A 17,328-nucleotide genomic window follows, 5' to 3' on the forward strand; every position below is an offset into this window, starting at 1 on the left:
CGGACCGGGCCTAGGAGACGGTGAAGGCGTTGCCGGTGGCGATCTTGGGGCGGCCGAGTTCGCGGGGGTGGGCCGGGGTGGCGCGGGTGTAGACCTCCGCGGTGCGGGTGGCGATGAGGGACCAGTCGAAGTCCTTGGTGAGGCGGGACTTGGCCAGGCGGGCCCGGCGCTTGGCGGCGGCCGGGTCGTCGAGGACGGCGCGGGTGGCCCCGGTGAGGCCGTCGACGTCGCCCGGGGGGAAGGAGAGGCCGGTGCGGTCCTGGACGACGACCTCGCCGAGGCCGCCCGCGGTGGAGGCGACCAGGGGGGCGCCCGCGGCGGCGGCTTCGAGGGCGACGATGCCGAACGGTTCGTAGCGGCTGGGGAGGACCACCGCGTCGGCGGCGGCCAGGGTGGCGAGCAGTTCCCGGTCGTCGAGGTGGCCAGCGAACTCGACCGCGCGGCGCACGCGCAGCTTCTTCGACAGCTCGACCAGGGCCTTGGCCTGCGAACCCCGGCCCGCGACGACCAGGCGGGTGCCGGGGTGGGTGCGGCGGATGCGGGGGAGGGCGGCGATCAGGTCGTGCACGCCCTTCTCCCACTCCAGCCTGCCGAAGAACAGCAGCAGCGGGGCGCCGTCGGGGCTGTGGGTGAGCCGGGCGGCGCGCACGTCGCGGGCCGAGACCCGCCAGCCGCGAGGTTCGATGCCGTTGTGGATGACCTCGATGCCAGCCGGGTCGACCTCGAAGAGGTGGGCGACCTCGGTGCGCATGGCCGACGAGCAGGTGATCAGCGCGTCGGCGCGGTTGGCCAGCCACCACTCGACCGAGTGGACCTGCTGGTTGAGCGGTTGGGAGAGCCAGCCGCTGTGCCTGCCCGCCTCGGTGGCGTGGACGGTGGCGACCAGGGCGACCCCGGCCTGCTCGGCGAGGGCGACCGCCGGGTGGGTGACCAGCCAGTCGTGGGCGTGCACCACGTCCGGCCGCCACTGCCGCAGCAGGGCCAGGCCCGCGCGGACCATGCCGTGGCCCATGGCCAGGGTCCAGGCCACCAGGTCCTTCTCGAAGACCAGGTGGGTGGGGTCCTCGGCGACGCGGATGACCCGCACCCCGGCGTCGGTGGTGTCGGTGGTGGGGTGCGTGGCGGCGTCGGTGCCCGCCTCGTGCCTGCACAGCACGACGACCTCGTGGCCCTGGGCGGCGAGGTTGACCGCGATGGCGTGCACGTGTCTGCCCAGACCGCCGATGACCACCGGCGGGTACTCCCAGGACAGCATCAGCACGCGCATCTCGTCGACTTCCTCACCTTCGGGTCTGAGAACCCTACTTGCCGGTAAGGAGGGTTCTGGCGTCGAGGTCGCCGAACAGGCCGTCCTCGGCGCGCAGCCGGGCCGCCCGGTCGGCGGCCCGCTCGCGCGCCCCCGACCGCAGCAGCGAGGCCAGCTCGGCGTAGCGCTCGCCGTGCACCTTGGCCCGGCGGCGGGCGTAGTCGGCGGCCGAGTCCTTGGTGACCATGAACGCCCAGTCGCTCGACAGGGCCAGCAGGGCCTCGCGGACGACCTGGTCGAACACGGGGTCGCGGCCCACCGACGGCGCCCGGTGCGCGACCAGGTCGAGCAGGTCGCGTTGCAGTTCGGCGCCCGCGTGCACCAGGTCGGCCACCTGCTCGCCGTCCCACACCCGCCAGTCCTTGCCCGACCCCCACGACGACGCGGGCAGGTCGACCCGGCCGCCGAGGTAGCCGGCGTCCAGCGCGCCGCGCAGCGAGGTCACCTCGACCCCGCGCGCGGGCAGCAGCCGCAGCACCTGTTCCAGCCACGCCGGTCCCTCGTGCCACCAGTGCCCGAACAGCTCGGTGTCGTACGCGGACACCACGAGCCCCGGCCTGCCGTGCCTGTCGTTCAGCTCGTGCAGCCTGCGCACCACCGTGTCCACGAAGTCGACCGCGTGCCGCTGCACGGTTTCCAGCGCGAGGGCGGGCTCGTAGGGCCGCTTGTCCTGCGGTGCCACGTGGCGCCCGGTCACCCGCGCGGGCTTGAGGCCCGACGGGTGGTCGTAGGTGTGGAAGTCGCGGTAGGCGGGGTCGCCCGGGTAGCCCGCCTTCGGGGACCAGACCCGGTAGGTGACCTCCAGGTCGCGGCCGAAGCACACCACGTCGGAGTCGCCGACCGTGCGGGCCAGGGCGGTGTCGCCGTGCAGCGCGGGGCCGTCGACGAGGAACCGGCGCACCCCCGCCGCCGCGTAGCCGGTCTCCATGCCCGGGGCGTACCCGCACTCCGGCGCCCAGATGCCCTCGGGCCGGTGGCCGATCCGGGCGGTGGTGTCGTCCAGGCCCGCGCGCAGGGCGAACGCCCGAAGCGCCGGGTCGAGCAGCGGCTGGAACGGGTGCGTGGCCGGGCCGCCGATCAGCTCGACGACACCGCTGTCCACCAGTGGCCGCAGGACCGGCGAGAACCCGTGCCGCCAGCGCCCCTCGAACTCGCCCAGGGCCGCCGCGGACGCCCGGAACTCCGCCGCGGCCACCTCGCGCAGCAGCGGGTCGTCGCGCTGCCAGCGGGTGGCGGCGTACTGGGCGCGCAGGTTCCAGTTGCCCAGCCAGTCGTGCACGGCGCGCAGCGAGTGCGGGTCGTCGAGCTGGGCGGCGAGCACCGGGGTCACGCCCAGGGTGAGCACGTCGCGGCGGCCCTCGGCGGCGAACCGCTCCAGCATCCCCACCAGCGGCAGGTAGGAGTGCGCCCACGCCTGGTAGAGCCACTCCTCGCCGACCGGCCAGGTGCCGTGGTGCGGCAGCCAGGGCAGGTGGCTGTGCAGGACGAGCGCGAAGCCCCCGATCGGCTCGCTCATGCGCGTGCGACCGCGACGAGGTCGAGCGAGGCGTCCACGTCCACGTCGTCGGCGGAGGTGATCTCGAAGTCCGCCGACGCCACCGAGGTCACCGCGTCGAGCAGTTGCGCCGACCACGGCTCCCCGGAGACGGCGACCTCCAACTGCGCGTCGATGATCGACCCGCCCAGGGCGGCGTCCAGCCCGCGCAGCCGGGGGCCGTGGGCCAGCCCGCCCAGGAACTCCACGGTGAAGCCCGCGTCGCGCAGCAGCCCGGCCAGTTCACCGCCCGCCAGCTCGCGGGTGTGGAACGGGTTGAGCGGGGTGTCGCGGCCGGGGGAGAAGGTGATCCGGTTCGGCGTGGTGACCAGCAGCAGCCCACCGGGGCGCAGCACCCGGTGGCACTCCAGCAGGAAGCCCTCCTGGTCCCACAGGTGCTCGATCACCTGCAGGTTCGCCACCACGTCGACCGCGCCGGTGCGGACCGGCAGCGCGGCGAGGTTGCCGCGCACGGTCCGCACCGCCGGGTACGCCTTCGCCACGTGGGCGGCGGTGTACGCGTCGTAGTCGAGCCCGATGACCTGCCGGGCGGTGCCCGCCAGCAGGTCGGCGCCGTAGCCCTCACCGCACCCGGCCTCCAGCACCACCGCGCCCGCGCAGTGGTGGGCCAGGTTCAGGTACGCGGCCTCGTGCCTGCGGAACCAATAATTCTCTTCCGCGATGCCGGGGACGGTGCGCTCCCCGGTGAGCGGCAGCTTGTCGGCGGCGCCTGCGGTTTCGGTGGACACGCGGGAAGACGGTAGCCGATGGACTACTGGTCAGTAAGGGTCAGGGCTTGCGGCCGACCGCCCCCGCGATGCAGAACTGCACCTCGTCGAGCGGCTTGAGCTGCGGGCCGTCCGGCCACCACTCCGCGCACAGCGAGAAGCCGGGCGGGACCAGTTCCAGGCCGGGGAACATGCTCTCGATGGCGGCGCGGGTGCGGAACAGGCCGGTGCCCATCGGGCTGTGCAGGAACACGTCCTCCATGCGCCGGGCCAGCGGGCTGTACTCGCTGGTCTCCGGGTCGAAGAAGTGGCTGATGCCGACCACCGAGCCCGAGGGCAGCGCGTCGATGTAGACCCGCATGATGTCGGCCGGGTCGCGCTCGCCCCCGTAGTGGTGGATGGTGCCCATCTGGAACAGCGCCAGCGGCTGGTCGAAGTCGATGTACTTGCGCACGACCTCGTCGGCCAGCACCCGCTCCGGCTCGAAGATGTCCTCGGCGGTGAAGTGGGTCTGGTCGTTCTCCTCCAGCAGCGCGCGCCCGTGCGCGAGCACCACCGGGTCGTTGTCGACGTAGACGACGGTCGACTCGGGGTTGATCCGCTGCGCCACCTGGTGGGTGTTCTCCGCGGTGGGCAGGCCGGAGCCGAGGTCGAGGTACTGGGTGATGCCGGTCTGCAGCGCCACGAACCGGGTGACGCGGATGAGGAACTCGCGGTTGTCGAAGGCGAGCTGCGCGGCCTCGGGGGCGACGCTCTGCACGCGGCGCAGGACCTCGCGGTCGATCTCGTAGTTGTCCTTGCCGTGCAGGAATGCGTCGTACACCCTGGCGATGCTGGCCTTGGAGGTGTCGATGTAGACGGGCACCCCTGGCTCGTCTGAGTGGGGACCTGCGGTAGACATGCGTTCCTCACCGGGTGTCGTGGATCATGGATGTTTCGCGATCAGGAGGTACCCTCACTGTAGGGGGACGGAACCGGCGGAAACCACGTCGGGTGATGATTGTTCTGCGAAGGGATGGCGGCCGTGGCGGAGGCGCAGAGCGGCGGGCCCACCGCGCGCCGCATCGTGCTCGGTTCCCAGCTCCGCAGACTCCGCGAGCGCGCCGAGATCACCCGCGCCGAGGCCGGGTACCACATCCGCGGGTCCGAGTCGAAGATCAGCCGCATGGAGCTGGGCCGGGTCGGTTTCAAGGAGCGGGACATCGTCGACCTGCTGGCCCTCTACGGGGTGGACGACCCCACCGAGCGCGACCAGTTCCTCGACCTGGTCCGCCAGGCGGGTGAGCCCGGGTGGTGGCACCGCTACAGCGACCTGATGCCCACCTGGTTCCAGGACCTGGTCGGGCTGCAGGAGGCCGCGTCCCGGTTGCAGATGTACGAGCTGCAGTTCGTGCCCGGTCTGCTGCAGACCGAGGAGTACGCCAGGGCGCTGGTCAGCCAGGGCCGCCCCGACCTCGCCACCGCGGAGACCGAGCGGCTGGTCGCGCTGCGGATGTCGCGGCAGAACATCCTGCGCAGCCTGAGCGCGCCGAAGCTGTGGGCGGTCGTGGACGAGTCGGTGTTGCACCGGCCGATCGGCGGGGCGCGGGTGCTGCGCGAGCAGATCGATCACCTGCTGGAGGTGACCCGGCTGCCGAACGTGACGTTGCAGGTGGTGCCGTACGCGCTGAGCGGGTACGCGGCCGAGGGCTCGTTCTCGATCCTGCGCTTCACCGAGCCGGAACTGCCCGACCTGGTCTACCTGGAGCACCTCGGCGGCGCGGCGTACCTGGACCGGCCCGAGGAGATCGAGCGCTACAGCCGCGTGGCCGACCGGTTGACCGTCGACGCGGAGACGCCGAGCCACACGCGGCAGTTCCTGGTCAAGCGCCGCCAGGAGATCTGACCCGAATCTTATTTTGCTTCACCTTTTTGTGTCGCCCTGACAGCTCCTCGTTCGACTCTGCGCATCCCCGTTCGCACGTTCGAGTTCCACGAGCGGATGACACTTTCGGATGCACGTGCATGTGCAAGCCCTTCGACCGTGTTACGGTCAGCAACGGCAGATGCACGTGCAGACACGAGACGGTCCGGAGGTCGACAGATGACCGACATTCGCAACGGGATGCCTGCGGGGCTGCTGAGCGCGGCCCGGTGGCGCAAGGGGTCGCGCAGCGGGGCCTACGGCAACTGCGTCGAGGTGACCCCGGTCGCTGAGGACCACACCGCGATCAGGGACAGCAAGGCGCCCAGCGGACCCGCCCTGGTGTTCCCGCGCGCCGCGCTGACCTCGCTCACCCGCGCCGTGCGCGCGGGGACGGTGCACGCGCCCAGCGCCGAAGACCTGCTGCGGGTGCTCGTCCTCCGCGGCTTCGAGTTCCTGCACCCCCGAGACGCCAACGGGGACCTGACCGCCGTCGTCGGGGTGCGCGCCCACCACGACGTGATCGACGTGGTCCGGTTGCACGCCGAGGACGACGCCATCGCCTCCCGCCTCCCGGCGGACACCCTCGACGTGCTCAACCCCACCCTGGTCCTCTGGCAGCGCACCGGGTGGGCGACCGCCGTCCTGCGCCAGCTCGTGGACCTCGCCGACGAGCGCACGCCGGGTATGCCCGCCCGCGGGGAAGCGTCGGTCTCGCCGCTGCGCGGCTGCTGGGTGCCGACCACACCCGGCCGCGCGCGGTGGCTGCCCGCCACCGCCTGACCGCCGCCCGAGCACTCGTCCAGCACAGAGGACGGTGGTCGCCTCCCCTCCGGGAGGTGGCCACCGTCCTCTGTGCGCTGGTCAGGTCTGCGAGACGACGACCGAGAGCATGCCGGGGCCCGCGTGCACGGCGATGGCGGAGCTGGCGTCGGTGACGACCCGCTCGCGCACCCCCGGGATGCGCTCGGTCAGCTCGGCCATCAGCTCGGCGGCCTGCCCGGGGGCGCCGACGTGCTCCACGGCGACGTCGACCGTGCGGTCGCCCGCGGCGGCGGTGGCGATGTCGGCGAGCCTGCGCTTGGCCCGGCCGCCGCCGATGACCCGGTCCAGCGGGGCGATCTGACCGTCCCGCATGGTCAGCAGCGGCTTGACCGACAGCGCCGTGCCGACGAGGTGCGCCGCGGCGCCGATCCGGCCGCCGCGGCGGAGGTGGTCGAGGGTTTCCACGTAGATGAAGGTGGAGCCGCCGTCCAGGCGGCGCTGCAACGCGTCGATGATCCGGCCGGGGCTGCCGCCCGCGCCCGCGACCCTGGCCGCGGCGGTGACCGCGTAGCCCAGGCTCATGCCCATGGTGCGCGAGTCGACCACGTTGACCGGCAGGCCGACCCGCGCGGCGGCCTCGCGGGCGTGCTCGGCTGTCTTGGACTGCCGGGAGGAGATGTGGACGGACACGACCGCGTCGGCCCCGTCCTCGGCCGCGGCGCGGTAGGCCCAGTAGAGCGCGGCGGGCTCCGGCGGCTCGGTGGACACCGGCCGGTCGGCGCGCATGGCGGCGACGACGGCGGCGGCGGGCACCCGGATCTCGTCGTCGAGGTGGTCGCCGATCCGGATGCGCAGCGGCACGACCCGAATCCCCCACTGCCGGGCGAGTTCCGGCGGCAGGCTCGCGGTGGAGTCTGTGATGACGGCGACCCTCATGGCCCTCGACCCTAGCCTTTCCCCAACCCCCGTCGGGGTTGCTTTGAGCGGTTGGCGGTGAGCACCGTCACGCGGTCGGCGGAAGGTCATGGTTGCACGTTCGCTACTGACGGGTAACATTGCGGTGCAAAAGGCCACCGTGCCAGCAGGCCGCAGGGCATGGCAAGGTCAGCCGAACCGCACATGTCCAACCACGGTGCGCTGGTCGCCGGATTTCCACGGCGGTACACGGTGCTCGTTCCCAGGAGGTCGAAGAAGACCCATGCCAAACATCGTTGTCCTGGTCAAGCAGGTGCCCGACACCTACTCGGAGCGCAGGCTCTCCGACTCCGACCACACGCTGGACCGTGATTCCGCCGACGCCGTCCTCGACGAGATCAACGAGCGCGCCGTCGAGGAGGCGCTGCTGATCAAGGAGGCGCAGGGCGGCGAGGTCACCGTGCTCAGCGTCGGCCCGGACCGCGCCACCGAGGCGATCCGCAAGGCGCTGTCGATGGGTGCGGACAAGGCCGTCCACGTCTCCGACCCCGCCCTGCACGGCTCGTGCGTGATCCAGACCTCCAAGGTCATCGCCGCCGCCGTCGGCAAGGTCGACGGCGTCGACCTGGTCATCGCGGGCAACGAGGCCACCGACGGCCGCTCCGGCGCCGTCCCGGCGATCCTCGCCGAGCTGCTGGGCTACCCGCAGCTCACCCACGCCCGCAAGGTCGTCATCGAGGGCACCACCATCAAGGTGACCCGCGAGACCGACGAGGGCCTGACCCACCTCGAGGCGTCCCTGCCCGCGGTGGTCAGCGTCGGCGAGAAGATCAACGAGCCGCGCTACCCGTCGTTCAAGGGCATCATGGCCGCGAAGAAGAAGCCGGTCGAGACGCTCACCGTCGCCGACCTGGGCATCGACGCGGGCGAGGTCGGCCTCGCCAGCGCCACGTCCACCGTCGTCGAGGCCGCCCCGAAGCCGCCGCGCGCGGCCGGGCAGAAGGTCGAGGACGAAGGCGACGGCGGCGCGAAGATCGCCGAGTACCTCGTCGGCCAGAAGCTCATCTGAGATCAGCAGCGAAGGAGGAAAGACAATGTCCGAGGTCCTGGTCCTCGTCGACCACATCGACGGCGAGATCAAGAAGGTCACCTTCGAGCTGCTGACCGCGGCCCGCTCGCTCGGCGAGCCGTCGGCGGTCGTCGTCGGCACGTCCGGCACGGCCGCGAAGCTCAAGGAGTCCCTGGCCGCCTACGGCGCGGAGAAGGTGTACGTCGCCGAGTCCGACGACGCCACCGGTTACCTGGTGACGCCCAAGGTGGACGTGCTCGCCGCGCTCGTCGCGTCGAAGTCCCCGGCCGCGGTGCTCGTGGCCGCGTCCGCCGACGGCAAGGAGGTCGCGGGCCGCCTGGCCGCCCGCACCGGCTCCGGCCTGCTGGTCGACGCCATCGGCGTCGAGGGCTCCGGCTCCGACGTGACCGCCGTGCAGTCGATCTTCGGTGGCGCGTTCACCGTCAAGTCGAAGACCACCGTGGGCACCCCGATCGTCTCGGTCCGCCCCGGCGGCGTCGAGTCCTCGGAGTCCGCGGGCGCGGCGGCCGAGGAGGTCGTGGAGGTCCCCGCGACCGACGCGGCCAAGGCCACGAAGATCACCGGCGCCGAGCCCATCGTCGGCGGCGACCGCCCCGAGCTGACCGAGGCCTCCATCGTGGTCTCCGGCGGTCGCGGCGTCGGCTCGGCGGAGAAGTTCGACGTCGTGGAGAAGCTCGCGGACGCGTTCGGCGCGGCCGTCGGCGCCTCCCGCGCGGCGGTCGACTCCGGCTACTACCCGGCGCAGTTCCAGGTGGGCCAGACCGGCAAGACGGTCTCCCCGCAGCTCTACGTGGCCCTGGGCATCTCCGGTGCGATCCAGCACCGGGCCGGGATGCAGACCTCGAAGACCATCGTCGCGGTCAACAAGGACGCCGAGGCGCCGATCTTCGAGATCGCCGACTACGGCATCGTCGGCGACCTGTTCGCCGTGGCCCCGCAGCTCACCGACGAGGTCGGCAAGCGCAAGGGCTGAGTTCTCCGGCTGGGTCCGCCCAGCACCACCGCCAGGGGCGGGCACCGGCACCGGTGCCCGCCCCTGGCGGTTCCCCGGTGTCAGATCGCCGTGAGGTTGACCGTTAACGCAACCTCCACTGATCCGTCACGGGAATCACCCCGCGCAGGTCGCCTGCCCGGCGTGACCCTTGTGCCATGACGCGGACCCAGGTGCTGCTCAGCACGGCGAAGCCGGGAACCGACACCCCCCACTACTCACTGCTCGTCGCGCAGGACGGCGCCGAGGTCGAGGCCGCGCAGAGACTGCGCCACCGGGTCTTCGCCGAGGAGATGGGCGCGACCCTGCACACGCCCAGGCCCGGCCTCGACATCGACGCCTTCGACGCGCTGTGCGACCACCTGGTGGTCCGCCACGACGCCACCGGCGAGATCGTCGGCACCTACCGGATGCTGCCGCCGGGGCGTGCCGCGACCCTGTACTCCGACACCGAGTTCGACCTGGCCCGGCTGGCGGGCCTGCGCGGCGCGCTGGTGGAGACCGGCCGCTCCTGCGTGCACCCGGACCACCGCAGCGGGGCGGTGGTGAGCCTGGTGTGGGCCGGGATCGCCCGGTACATGTTCCTCTCCGGCCACAACTGGCTGGCAGGCTGCGCCTCCGTGCCGCTCGACGACGGGGGCACGCTGGCCTCGGGCGTGTGGGACACCGTGCGGGACAAGCACTACGCCGACGAGCAGTTCCGCGTGCGCCCGCTCAGCCCCTGGGAGCCGGTGGGGTCCTCCGGCCGCGTCGCGCTCCCGCCGCTGCTGCGCGGCTACCTGCGGCTGGGCGCCAAGGTGTGCGGCCCGCCCGCCTTCGACCCGGACTTCCGCGTGGCGGACTTCTTCATCCTGCTGGGCCTGTCCGACATCGACGAGCGCTACCTCCGCTTCTTCCTGGGGGAGGGCCGATGACCCGCCCGCTCCCCCTGCCGGTGCCCCGCGCGGTCACCCTCCCGGCAACCCGCCCGGTGCCATCTCCCGCCCCCCGCGCTGTGCCGTCCCCCGCCCCCCGCCCTCTGGCCCACGCGTGGATGCCGACCTCGCCGTGCGGACCCCGCTGCCTGACCGGCGACGAGCCGACCGTCGGCGCGCTCCGGGCGGGCCTGCGGCTCAGCGGCGCCGCGTGCGTGCTGCTGGTGTGCGTGCTCGCCGTGCCGGTCCTCCCGTTCATCGGCCGCGACACCTTCGCCCGCCTGGTCTTCCGCTCCCTCCTCCGGGCCTTCGGCGTCCGGCTGGCGGTGACCGGCGGTGAGTCGCTGCGCGAGGCCAGGGGGCGCGGCGCGCTGGTGGCGACCAACCACGTGTCCTGGCTGGACATCGCGGCGGTGAACGCGATCCGCCCGATGCGCGCACTGGCCAAGCGCGACATCCGCGACTGGCCGGTCCTCGGCCGCGTCGTCGCGGCGGCGGGCACGGTGTTCGTGGACCGCGAGCGGCTGCGGTCGCTGCCCGGCACCATGGCGCACCTGGCCGAGGTCCTGCGCGCGGGCGCCCACGTCTACGCCTGCCCCGAGGGCACCACCTGGTGCGGCCAGGGCGTCGGCCGCTTCCGCCCGGCCATGTTCCAGGCCGCCATCGACGGCGGCGTCCCGGTCCGCCCGATCGCCCTGCGCTTCCGCACCGGGGACGGCCGCGAGACCACCGCCCCGTCCTTCATCGGCGACGAGACCATCGTCGACTCGGTCCGCCGGGTCGCCCGCCTGCGCGGCCTGGTCCTGGAGGTCAACGTCCTCGACGAGCTGGCCCCCGGCCGCGCCGCCGACCGCCGGGAACTGGCCGCCCTCACCGAGGCGGCGGTCAACGCCGCCCTCGGCCGGGCGCTCGTCCCCACCCCCCGGAACCGGCGCGGGCCGCACCCGTCCAGGACCCGCCAGTCCGCCTAGGTCCTGTCCGGCGCAGCCCGGTCTTGTCGTCGGTGTGCCCGGGTGGGTGGCCAAGCACATCCACCCGGGCACACCCACCAATCCCAAGGCGCAAAACCGGGAAAAGGACTAGACCTCCACCCGGGTCGAAGTTGCACGATGGCCCGATGAGCCACGATGGACCGATGAGCACCGCAGAGATCGCACCGGGGAAGTCGTTGTGGCTGCCGGAGAACCGGCGCACCACCTCGGCGGTGCTCCTCCTGATCACCATCGTGGCCTTCGAGCAGCTCGGCATCAGCACGGCGATGCCCAGGATGCTCGCCGACCTCGACGGCACCTCCCTCTACTCGTGGCCGTTCACCGTGTTCCTGTCGGCGAGCGTGGTCTCCACCGTGGTCTGCGGGCGGATCGCCGACCGCGTGGGCCCGGCCAGGGTGCTCTACGTGGCGCCCGCGGTGTTCCTCGTCGGGCTGCTGGTGGCGGGCACCGCGGACACCATGGCGGTGCTGCTGGTCGCCCGCGCGCTCCAAGGGGCGGGCATGGGCGCCGAGGCCACCTGCATCTACGTGCTGATCACCCTCGTCTACCCGGAGCGGTCCCGGCCCGCCGCGTTCGGTGCCCTGTCCGCGGCCTGGGTGGTGCCCTCGATCGTCGGGCCCACCGTGGCCGGGGTGGTCACCGAGCAGGTCGGCTGGCGCTGGGTGTTCCTCGGGTTGGCGCCGCTGGCCGTGCTCGGTGCGCTGCTGCTGCTCCCCGCCCTGCGCGGGCTGCCCCGCCCGGACCGGTCCGGCACCCCGGCGGGCAGGCGGTGGCTGCCGGTGGCCGCGGTCGCGGCCGGGGTCGCGATCCCGGTGGTGAGCTGGGCCGCGCAGCACCCGTCACCGCTGTGGCTGGTGGCGGGGGTGGTCGGGGTGGTGGTGCTGGTGGCGGCGCTGCGGACCCTGCTGCCGAAGGGGACGCTGCGCGCCGCCCGCGGCCTGCCCCGGGTGGTGCTGTCGCGCGGGCTGTTCGCCGGGGCGTTCCTGGCGGTCGAGGCGTTCCTGCCGCTGACCCTGGCGTCGGTGCACGGCTACCCGCTGGCGCTGGCCGGGTTGCCGCTGACGATCGCCGCGCTGGGCTGGTCCGGGGCCTCGCACTGGCAGGGCAGGCACCCGGAGGTGGAGCGGTCGGCGCTGATCCGGTGGGGGTTCGTCGTGCTGGGGGTCGCGTTGGCCGCGATGACGCTGGTCGCGGTGCCCGGTGGGCCCGGGTGGTTGGCGGTGCCGCTGTGGCTCTTCGCCGGTGCCGGGATGGGGATGGCGTTCCCGGCGATCAGCGTGCTGGCCCTGGGGCGGGCGCCCGAGCACGAGCGCGGGTTCGTCTCTGCGGCGGTGCAGGTCATCGACACCGTTTTCGCCGCCACCACGATCGCCCTGGGCGGGGTGTTGCTGGCGGGCATCGCCTCGGCCGCCGAGCCCACCGCCGCTGTGGTGGCCCTCGACCTGCTGATGGCCGCCATGGCCCTGGGCGGGGCGCTGCTGTTCCGGCGGGTGCGGGACGCGGCGGTGTGAGGTGGGCGGTGGGCGGTGTCTCGTTCCGCCCCGGTCCGGGGGCGGTCTACTCTGGGAGCGCGATGACGTATCTCGACCACGCAGCGACGACGCCGATCCTCCCCGAGGCGGCGGCTGCCCTGACCGCGGCGTTGACCTCGTTCGGCAACGCCTCGTCCCTGCATTCCTCCGGCCGCCGCGCCCGGCGCGCCGTCGAGGAGGCCAGGGAGACCATCGCCGGGGCGCTGGGCGCCCGCCCGTCGGAGGTGCTGTTCACCTCCGGGGGGACCGAGAGCGACAACCTGGCCGTCAAGGGCATCTACTGGGGGCGGCGGGCCAAGGACCCGGGGCGCACCCGCGTGCTGGTCTCCGCCGTGGAGCACCACGCGGTGCTCGACGCGGCGCTGTGGCTCGCCGAGCACGAGGGCGCCGAGGTGACCCTGCTGGAGGTCGACGACTTCGGCCGGGTGCACGAGGACACGCTGCGCGCCGCCATCGCCGAGAACCCCGACGACGTCGCCCTGGTCAGCGTGATGTGGGCCAACAACGAGGTGGGCACGGTCAACCCGGTCCGCGAGCTGGCGGGCACCTGCGCCGCGCACGGCATCCCGTTCCACACCGACGCGGTGCAGGCCGTCGGCGTCCTGCCGGTGCACTTCGCCGAGTCCGGGGCGAGCGCGCTCACCGTCAGCGCGCACAAGGTCGGCGGCCCGTACGGCGTCGGCGTCCTGCTGCTGGGCCGCGACGTGCCGTGCGTGCCGGTCGCGCACGGCGGCGGCCAGGAGCGCGACGTGCGCTCGGGCACCCTCGACGTCCCGGCGATCGTGTCGATGGCCACCGCGGTCCGGGTCGCCACCGAGCAGCGCGCCGAGCGGGCCGCCCGCCTCACCGCCCTGCGCGACGAGCTGGTCCGCGAGGTGCGCGCCGCCCTCCCCGAGGCCCTGCTCAACGGCGACCCCGGCGAGACCAGCGTGGACGGCGGCCCGTCCCGACTGCCCGGCAACGCGCACTTCACCTTCCCCGGCTGCGAGGGCGACAGCCTGCTGATGCTCCTCGACGCCCGCGGCATCGAGTGCTCCACCGGTTCGGCCTGCACCGCGGGCGTCGCCCAGCCCAGCCACGTGCTGCTGGCCATGGGCGTGGAGCCCGCGCCCGCCCGCGGCTCGCTGCGCTTCTCCCTCGGCCACAGCACCACCGTCGCCGACGTCCGCACCCTCGCCGAGGCCATCGCCCCGGTCGTCGAGCGCGCCCGCAACGCCGGGTTGGCGGGCCTGCGCCGCGGGGCGGCCCGGACAGCGGAGGTCTGACCCGTGCGCGTACTGGCCGCGATGAGCGGCGGCGTCGACTCCGCGGTGGCCGCCGCCCGCGCCGTGGAGGCCGGGCACGACGTCACCGGCGTGCACCTGGCCCTGTCGGCCAAGCCGGGCACCCTGCGCACCGGCTCCCGCGGCTGCTGCACGGTCGAGGACGCCCACGACGCCCGCCGGGTGGCCGACATCCTCGGCATCCCCTACTACGTCTGGGACTTCGCCGAGCGCTTCACCGAGGACGTCGTCGAGGACTTCGTCGCCGAGTACGCCGCGGGCCGCACCCCCAACCCGTGCCTCAGGTGCAACGAGCGCATCAAGTTCGAAGCCCTCCTGGACAAGGCGATCGCCCTCGGGTTCGACGCCGTCTGCACCGGCCACTACGCCCGCCTGGAGGTCGTCGACGGCCGCCCCGAGCTGCGCCGCAGCGCCGACCTCGACAAGGACCAGTCCTACGTGCTGGCCTCGCTGACCCGTGAGCAGTTGTCGCACGCGATGTTCCCGCTGGGCGGCTCGGTGAAGTCGGACGTGCGGGTCGAGGCGCAGGAGCGCGGCCTGGCCGTCGCGGAGAAGCCGGACAGCTACGACATCTGCTTCATCCCCGACGGCGACACCCGCGGCTTCCTCCAGGCCAAGCTGGGCGCGCGGCCGGGGCACCTGGTCGACGACGAGACCGGTGCGGTGCTCGGCGTGCACGCGGGGGTGCACGGGTTCACCGTCGGGCAGCGGCACGGGCTGGGCATCGAGGCGCCCGCACCCGACGGGCGGCCCCGGTACGTGCTGTCGCTGGAGCCGGTGAGCGGGAACGTGCGGGTCGGCGCCGTGGAGAAGCTGGGCGTGCGCGAGATCGTGGCCGAGCGCCCGATCTGGCCTTCCGGGGTCGCCCTGGGCGGGGAGGTCGAGTGCGTGGCGCAGGTGCGCGCGCACGGGGGGACCTCGGCGGCGCGGGCCGCCCTGGTCGACGGGGCGCTGGTGGTGCGGCCGTCGGCGGAGCTGCGGGGGGTGGCGCCCGGGCAGGCCGTGGTGCTCTACCGCCCGGACCCGGGCGGGGACGTGGTGCTGGGCAGCGGGATGATCTCCGCCACCCGCTGACCCGCTCCGGACCGGTGCCCGTCGGCACCGGTCCGCGCTGGGAACCCGGTCAGCGGGTGGGGTCGAGCAGCAGCTTGCCCACCGTCTTCCTGGCGCGCAGGTCCTCGTGGGCCTGGCGGGCGTCGGCCAGCGCGTACTCGCCGCCGCCGATCACCTTCAACGAGCCCCGTTGGACCGCCGCGAACAGTTCCCGCATGGCGTGCTGCATCAGGCCCGGCTTGGTGAAGGCGTGCGGGAGCCAGAGGCCGCTGATCGTCGTGGAGTGCGACAGCAGGGCGGGGAGGTTGACCGGCTTGGGCGGCTGGCGGCTGGCCATGCCGAAGAACGCGAGCCTGCCGAGGGGTGCGAGGGCGGCGATGCTGCGGTCGGTGACCGTGCCGCCGGTCATCTCCAGGACGACGTCGACCCGCTTGCCGCCGTTGGCCTCGCGGATGGCGGCGGTGAGGTCGTCGGCGCCGGGGTCGATGGCGGCGTCCGCGCCCAGGCTCAGGGCCAGGTCGCGCTTGTCCTGGGTGCTGGCGGCGGCGATGACCCGGCCCGCGCCCATGGCCTTGGCCAGTTGCACGGCCAGGGTGCCGACCCCGCCCGCCGCGGCGTGGACGACGACCGACTCGCCTGCCTCCAGGTGGGCGGCGGTGCGCAGCAGCAGCCAGGCGGTGGTGCCCTGCACGACGAGGCCCAGGGCGGTGAGGTCGTCGACGTCGTCGGGGACCTCGAAGGCCATGTGCTCGGGGGCGGCGACGCGCTCGGCGTAACCGCCCGCGTCGACCATGGACACCAGGCGCCTGCCGTCGGGGGTGCGGCCGACCACCTCGTTGCCGGGGATGAGCGGCAGGGAGGCGGGGGCGAGGTAGCTGTTCTCGGCGTTGTGAGAAGTCGCCAGACCTACCTCACGGCGCGAGCGCGGGCTAGTGTCTGTGCCAGCCCCGAAAACAGGGCGACCCCGCCCCGGCGGCAACCGGAGACGGGGTCTACTGCGCACCTGAATCGACCAGGAGTCAGCAGATGTCTGTGTACACCATCGAGGCCGCAGGCCGCGCCCTGCACGCCCAGCTTCTCGCGGAGGCCCGTGCCGCAGTGGCCACCGTCTACTCCCCAGACGAGTCGGTCTTCTCCATCGACCGCCTCACCGCGCTCTCCGCCCTCATCCCCGATGATGACCTCTTCGTGGAGGTGGCCGACCAGTTCGGACTCGCTCTCTGACCCAGCAACTAGAAGACCCCCTGTCACCCGACAGGGGGTCTTCTGTGTTTCGGCCTCCGGCACCGATCAGCCGGGCGGGAAGCGGCGGAGGCTCAGCGCCCGCGCCTGCGTCGTCGCCTGTGCCAGTGCTTCGACCAAGGCGTTGAGCTGGCTTACGGTCACCGGCTCCTCAGCGTCGATCGCGTCGCCGACGAACGTCGCGCGGGTCGCGGCCACCCGCAGCGCGGTCGCAGCCCGGGTGTCCACTTCGCTGATCATCGGCCCGACCCCTGTCCAGGTGTCCACAACGACGGCGCCCGCCCGATCACCAGCGACGGCGCGGCGGCGGTGCCCGGGTCGGGGAGGTCGAGCAGGCTGTCAACGACCTCGGCGAGGGTGCCCGCTCGCTCCCAGAGCAGCCCGCCGCCGGGGTCGGTGCGGGTGGCGAAACAGTCGGTCTCGCTGCGCAGCCTGACCGCGTCGGCGGTGTTGTCCGCCCATACCCTCACGCCGTCGAGCTGGTCGATGCCGTGGTCGTCCACCTTCGGCACCCAGGTCCACTCCGGCGCGGTCGGTCGAGGCGCGGCGAGCCGGACGACGTGCGGGTTTGCGAGGAGAGCGCTCACGCCAGCACCCCCCGCACCCTAGCCAGTCCGTGCACCTGTTCGAGATGGCTCGCCATCGCGTCGCCCGCGGCCTGTGGGGTGAGGCCGAAGCACATCGACTCGCATCCCTCGCGCGGGCACCGGACCCGGTACAGCGGGGGGTCCGGTACGCGCGGTGCGGGCACGTTGGCCCACATGCGCAGCAGCGTGCGGGAGCCGGTCACCGGTCCATCACCGGCCCGAGGAAGACGTTAGCGACGGCCAGCGCCGCGGCGACACCTAGCATGATCAGCACGGACATTCGGTCACCTCCTGATTCCAGGAAGCGACGCTAAGCCCTTGATTGCTGGTTTACGGTTACGTGCTCACGCTACCTCGCCGGGGGTACAGGGTGTACCCCTCCAAAATGTGAAGATGAGTACGTCCATATCAAGACCGTCGGTCGACCTCAAGGTTCTGAGAACAACACCACCCCGCGCTCGACATCCCCGGGTGAGGAGGTTGAACGCGGGGT

General features: G+C 73.1%; 18 protein-coding genes. 10 read left to right on the top strand and 8 right to left on the bottom strand.

Going from position 1 to position 17,328, the window contains the following annotated elements; translation table 11 throughout:
- Positions 1 to 10: 10 nt before the first annotated feature.
- Genes UO65_RS13745 through UO65_RS13760 form a run of 4 tightly spaced genes read right to left on the bottom strand, consistent with a single transcriptional unit; the run spans position 11 to position 4,469 of the window.
- Positions 11 to 1,267, bottom strand: coding sequence for a glycosyltransferase family 4 protein (locus tag UO65_RS13745; RefSeq protein ID WP_035282551.1), 1,257 nt, complete (start codon positions 1,265 to 1,267; stop codon positions 11 to 13).
- 34 nt (positions 1,268 to 1,301) lie between these two features.
- Positions 1,302 to 2,822: a 1,4-alpha-glucan branching protein domain-containing protein gene (locus UO65_RS13750; RefSeq protein WP_035282554.1), complete on the bottom strand. Its 1,521-nt coding sequence runs from the start codon at positions 2,820 to 2,822 to the stop codon at positions 1,302 to 1,304.
- Positions 2,819 to 3,589 carry a class I SAM-dependent methyltransferase gene (locus tag UO65_RS13755; protein ID WP_035282556.1) on the bottom strand — a complete coding sequence of 257 codons (771 nt, stop codon included), beginning with the start codon at positions 3,587 to 3,589 and terminating at the stop codon, positions 2,819 to 2,821. The genes UO65_RS13750 and UO65_RS13755 overlap by 4 nt, the downstream gene beginning before the upstream one ends.
- Positions 3,590 to 3,629: 40 nt before the next feature.
- Complete coding sequence (locus tag UO65_RS13760) at positions 3,630 to 4,469, bottom strand: SAM-dependent methyltransferase (protein WP_052021148.1); 840 nt, start codon at positions 4,467 to 4,469, stop codon at positions 3,630 to 3,632.
- A 114-nt stretch (positions 4,470 to 4,583) separates the two neighbouring features.
- Between UO65_RS13760 and UO65_RS13765 the strand changes: the two genes are divergently transcribed.
- Positions 4,584 to 5,453, top strand: a complete 870-nt coding sequence (locus UO65_RS13765) for a helix-turn-helix domain-containing protein (RefSeq protein ID WP_035282560.1) — start codon at positions 4,584 to 4,586, stop codon at positions 5,451 to 5,453.
- A 198-nt stretch (positions 5,454 to 5,651) separates the two neighbouring features.
- Entirely contained in the window at positions 5,652 to 6,254 is a 603-nt protein-coding gene (locus UO65_RS38080) for a DUF397 domain-containing protein (RefSeq protein WP_233427568.1), read from the top strand.
- A gap of 81 nt (positions 6,255 to 6,335) precedes the next feature.
- Here UO65_RS38080 and UO65_RS13775 read toward each other — a convergent pair whose 3' ends face one another.
- Positions 6,336 to 7,172 carry a DegV family protein gene (locus tag UO65_RS13775; protein WP_035282562.1) on the bottom strand — a complete coding sequence of 279 codons (837 nt, stop codon included), beginning with the start codon at positions 7,170 to 7,172 and terminating at the stop codon, positions 6,336 to 6,338.
- Positions 7,173 to 7,434: 262 nt separating this feature from the next.
- Here UO65_RS13775 and UO65_RS13780 point away from each other — a divergent pair, with 262 nt between their 5' ends.
- The 7 genes from UO65_RS13780 (at position 7,435) to mnmA (ending at position 15,027) form a co-directional block, all read left to right on the top strand.
- Positions 7,435 to 8,220, top strand: a complete 786-nt coding sequence (locus tag UO65_RS13780) for an electron transfer flavoprotein subunit beta/FixA family protein (protein WP_035282564.1) — start codon at positions 7,435 to 7,437, stop codon at positions 8,218 to 8,220.
- A 25-nt stretch (positions 8,221 to 8,245) separates the two neighbouring features.
- Positions 8,246 to 9,214, top strand: a complete 969-nt coding sequence (locus UO65_RS13785; protein WP_035282565.1) for an electron transfer flavoprotein subunit alpha/FixB family protein — start codon at positions 8,246 to 8,248, stop codon at positions 9,212 to 9,214.
- A 176-nt stretch (positions 9,215 to 9,390) separates the two neighbouring features.
- Positions 9,391 to 10,146, top strand: coding sequence for a GNAT family N-acetyltransferase (locus tag UO65_RS13790; RefSeq protein ID WP_035282567.1), 756 nt, complete (start codon positions 9,391 to 9,393; stop codon positions 10,144 to 10,146).
- A 104-nt stretch (positions 10,147 to 10,250) separates the two neighbouring features.
- Entirely contained in the window at positions 10,251 to 11,117 is an 867-nt protein-coding gene (locus UO65_RS13795) for a lysophospholipid acyltransferase family protein (protein WP_035282603.1), read from the top strand.
- Positions 11,118 to 11,281: 164 nt separating this feature from the next.
- The gene (locus UO65_RS13800; protein ID WP_035282569.1) at positions 11,282 to 12,649 is read left to right on the top strand and encodes an MFS transporter; all 1,368 of its coding nucleotides are present in this window, start codon (positions 11,282 to 11,284) and stop codon (positions 12,647 to 12,649) included.
- A 62-nt stretch (positions 12,650 to 12,711) separates the two neighbouring features.
- Positions 12,712 to 13,935, top strand: coding sequence for a cysteine desulfurase family protein (locus UO65_RS13805; RefSeq protein ID WP_035282571.1), 1,224 nt, complete (start codon positions 12,712 to 12,714; stop codon positions 13,933 to 13,935).
- Between the two features lie 3 nt (positions 13,936 to 13,938).
- The gene (gene mnmA / locus UO65_RS13810; RefSeq protein ID WP_035282573.1) at positions 13,939 to 15,027 is read left to right on the top strand and encodes a tRNA 2-thiouridine(34) synthase MnmA; all 1,089 of its coding nucleotides are present in this window, start codon (positions 13,939 to 13,941) and stop codon (positions 15,025 to 15,027) included.
- Between the two features lie 49 nt (positions 15,028 to 15,076).
- Here the strand turns inward: mnmA and UO65_RS13815 are convergent, their stop codons facing one another.
- On the bottom strand, positions 15,077 to 16,015 hold the full coding sequence (locus tag UO65_RS13815; protein ID WP_084175549.1) for a quinone oxidoreductase family protein: 939 nt from the start codon (positions 16,013 to 16,015) through the stop codon (positions 15,077 to 15,079).
- 17 nt (positions 16,016 to 16,032) lie between these two features.
- On the opposite strand from UO65_RS13815, the gene UO65_RS13820 reads away from it, so the two are divergent.
- The gene (locus UO65_RS13820; protein WP_035282574.1) at positions 16,033 to 16,230 is read left to right on the top strand and encodes a hypothetical protein; all 198 of its coding nucleotides are present in this window, start codon (positions 16,033 to 16,035) and stop codon (positions 16,228 to 16,230) included.
- 66 nt (positions 16,231 to 16,296) lie between these two features.
- Here the strand turns inward: UO65_RS13820 and UO65_RS13825 are convergent, their stop codons facing one another.
- Entirely contained in the window at positions 16,297 to 16,488 is a 192-nt protein-coding gene (locus tag UO65_RS13825) for a hypothetical protein (RefSeq protein WP_035282577.1), read from the bottom strand.
- The gene (locus tag UO65_RS13830) at positions 16,485 to 16,835 is read right to left on the bottom strand and encodes a hypothetical protein (protein WP_152552091.1); all 351 of its coding nucleotides are present in this window, start codon (positions 16,833 to 16,835) and stop codon (positions 16,485 to 16,487) included. Before UO65_RS13830 ends, UO65_RS13825 begins: the two co-directional genes overlap by 4 nt.
- Between the last annotated feature and the right edge of the window lie 493 nt (positions 16,836 to 17,328).

Source organism: Actinokineospora spheciospongiae, from assembly GCF_000564855.1.
Taxonomy (GTDB): domain Bacteria; phylum Actinomycetota; class Actinomycetes; order Mycobacteriales; family Pseudonocardiaceae; genus Actinokineospora; species Actinokineospora spheciospongiae.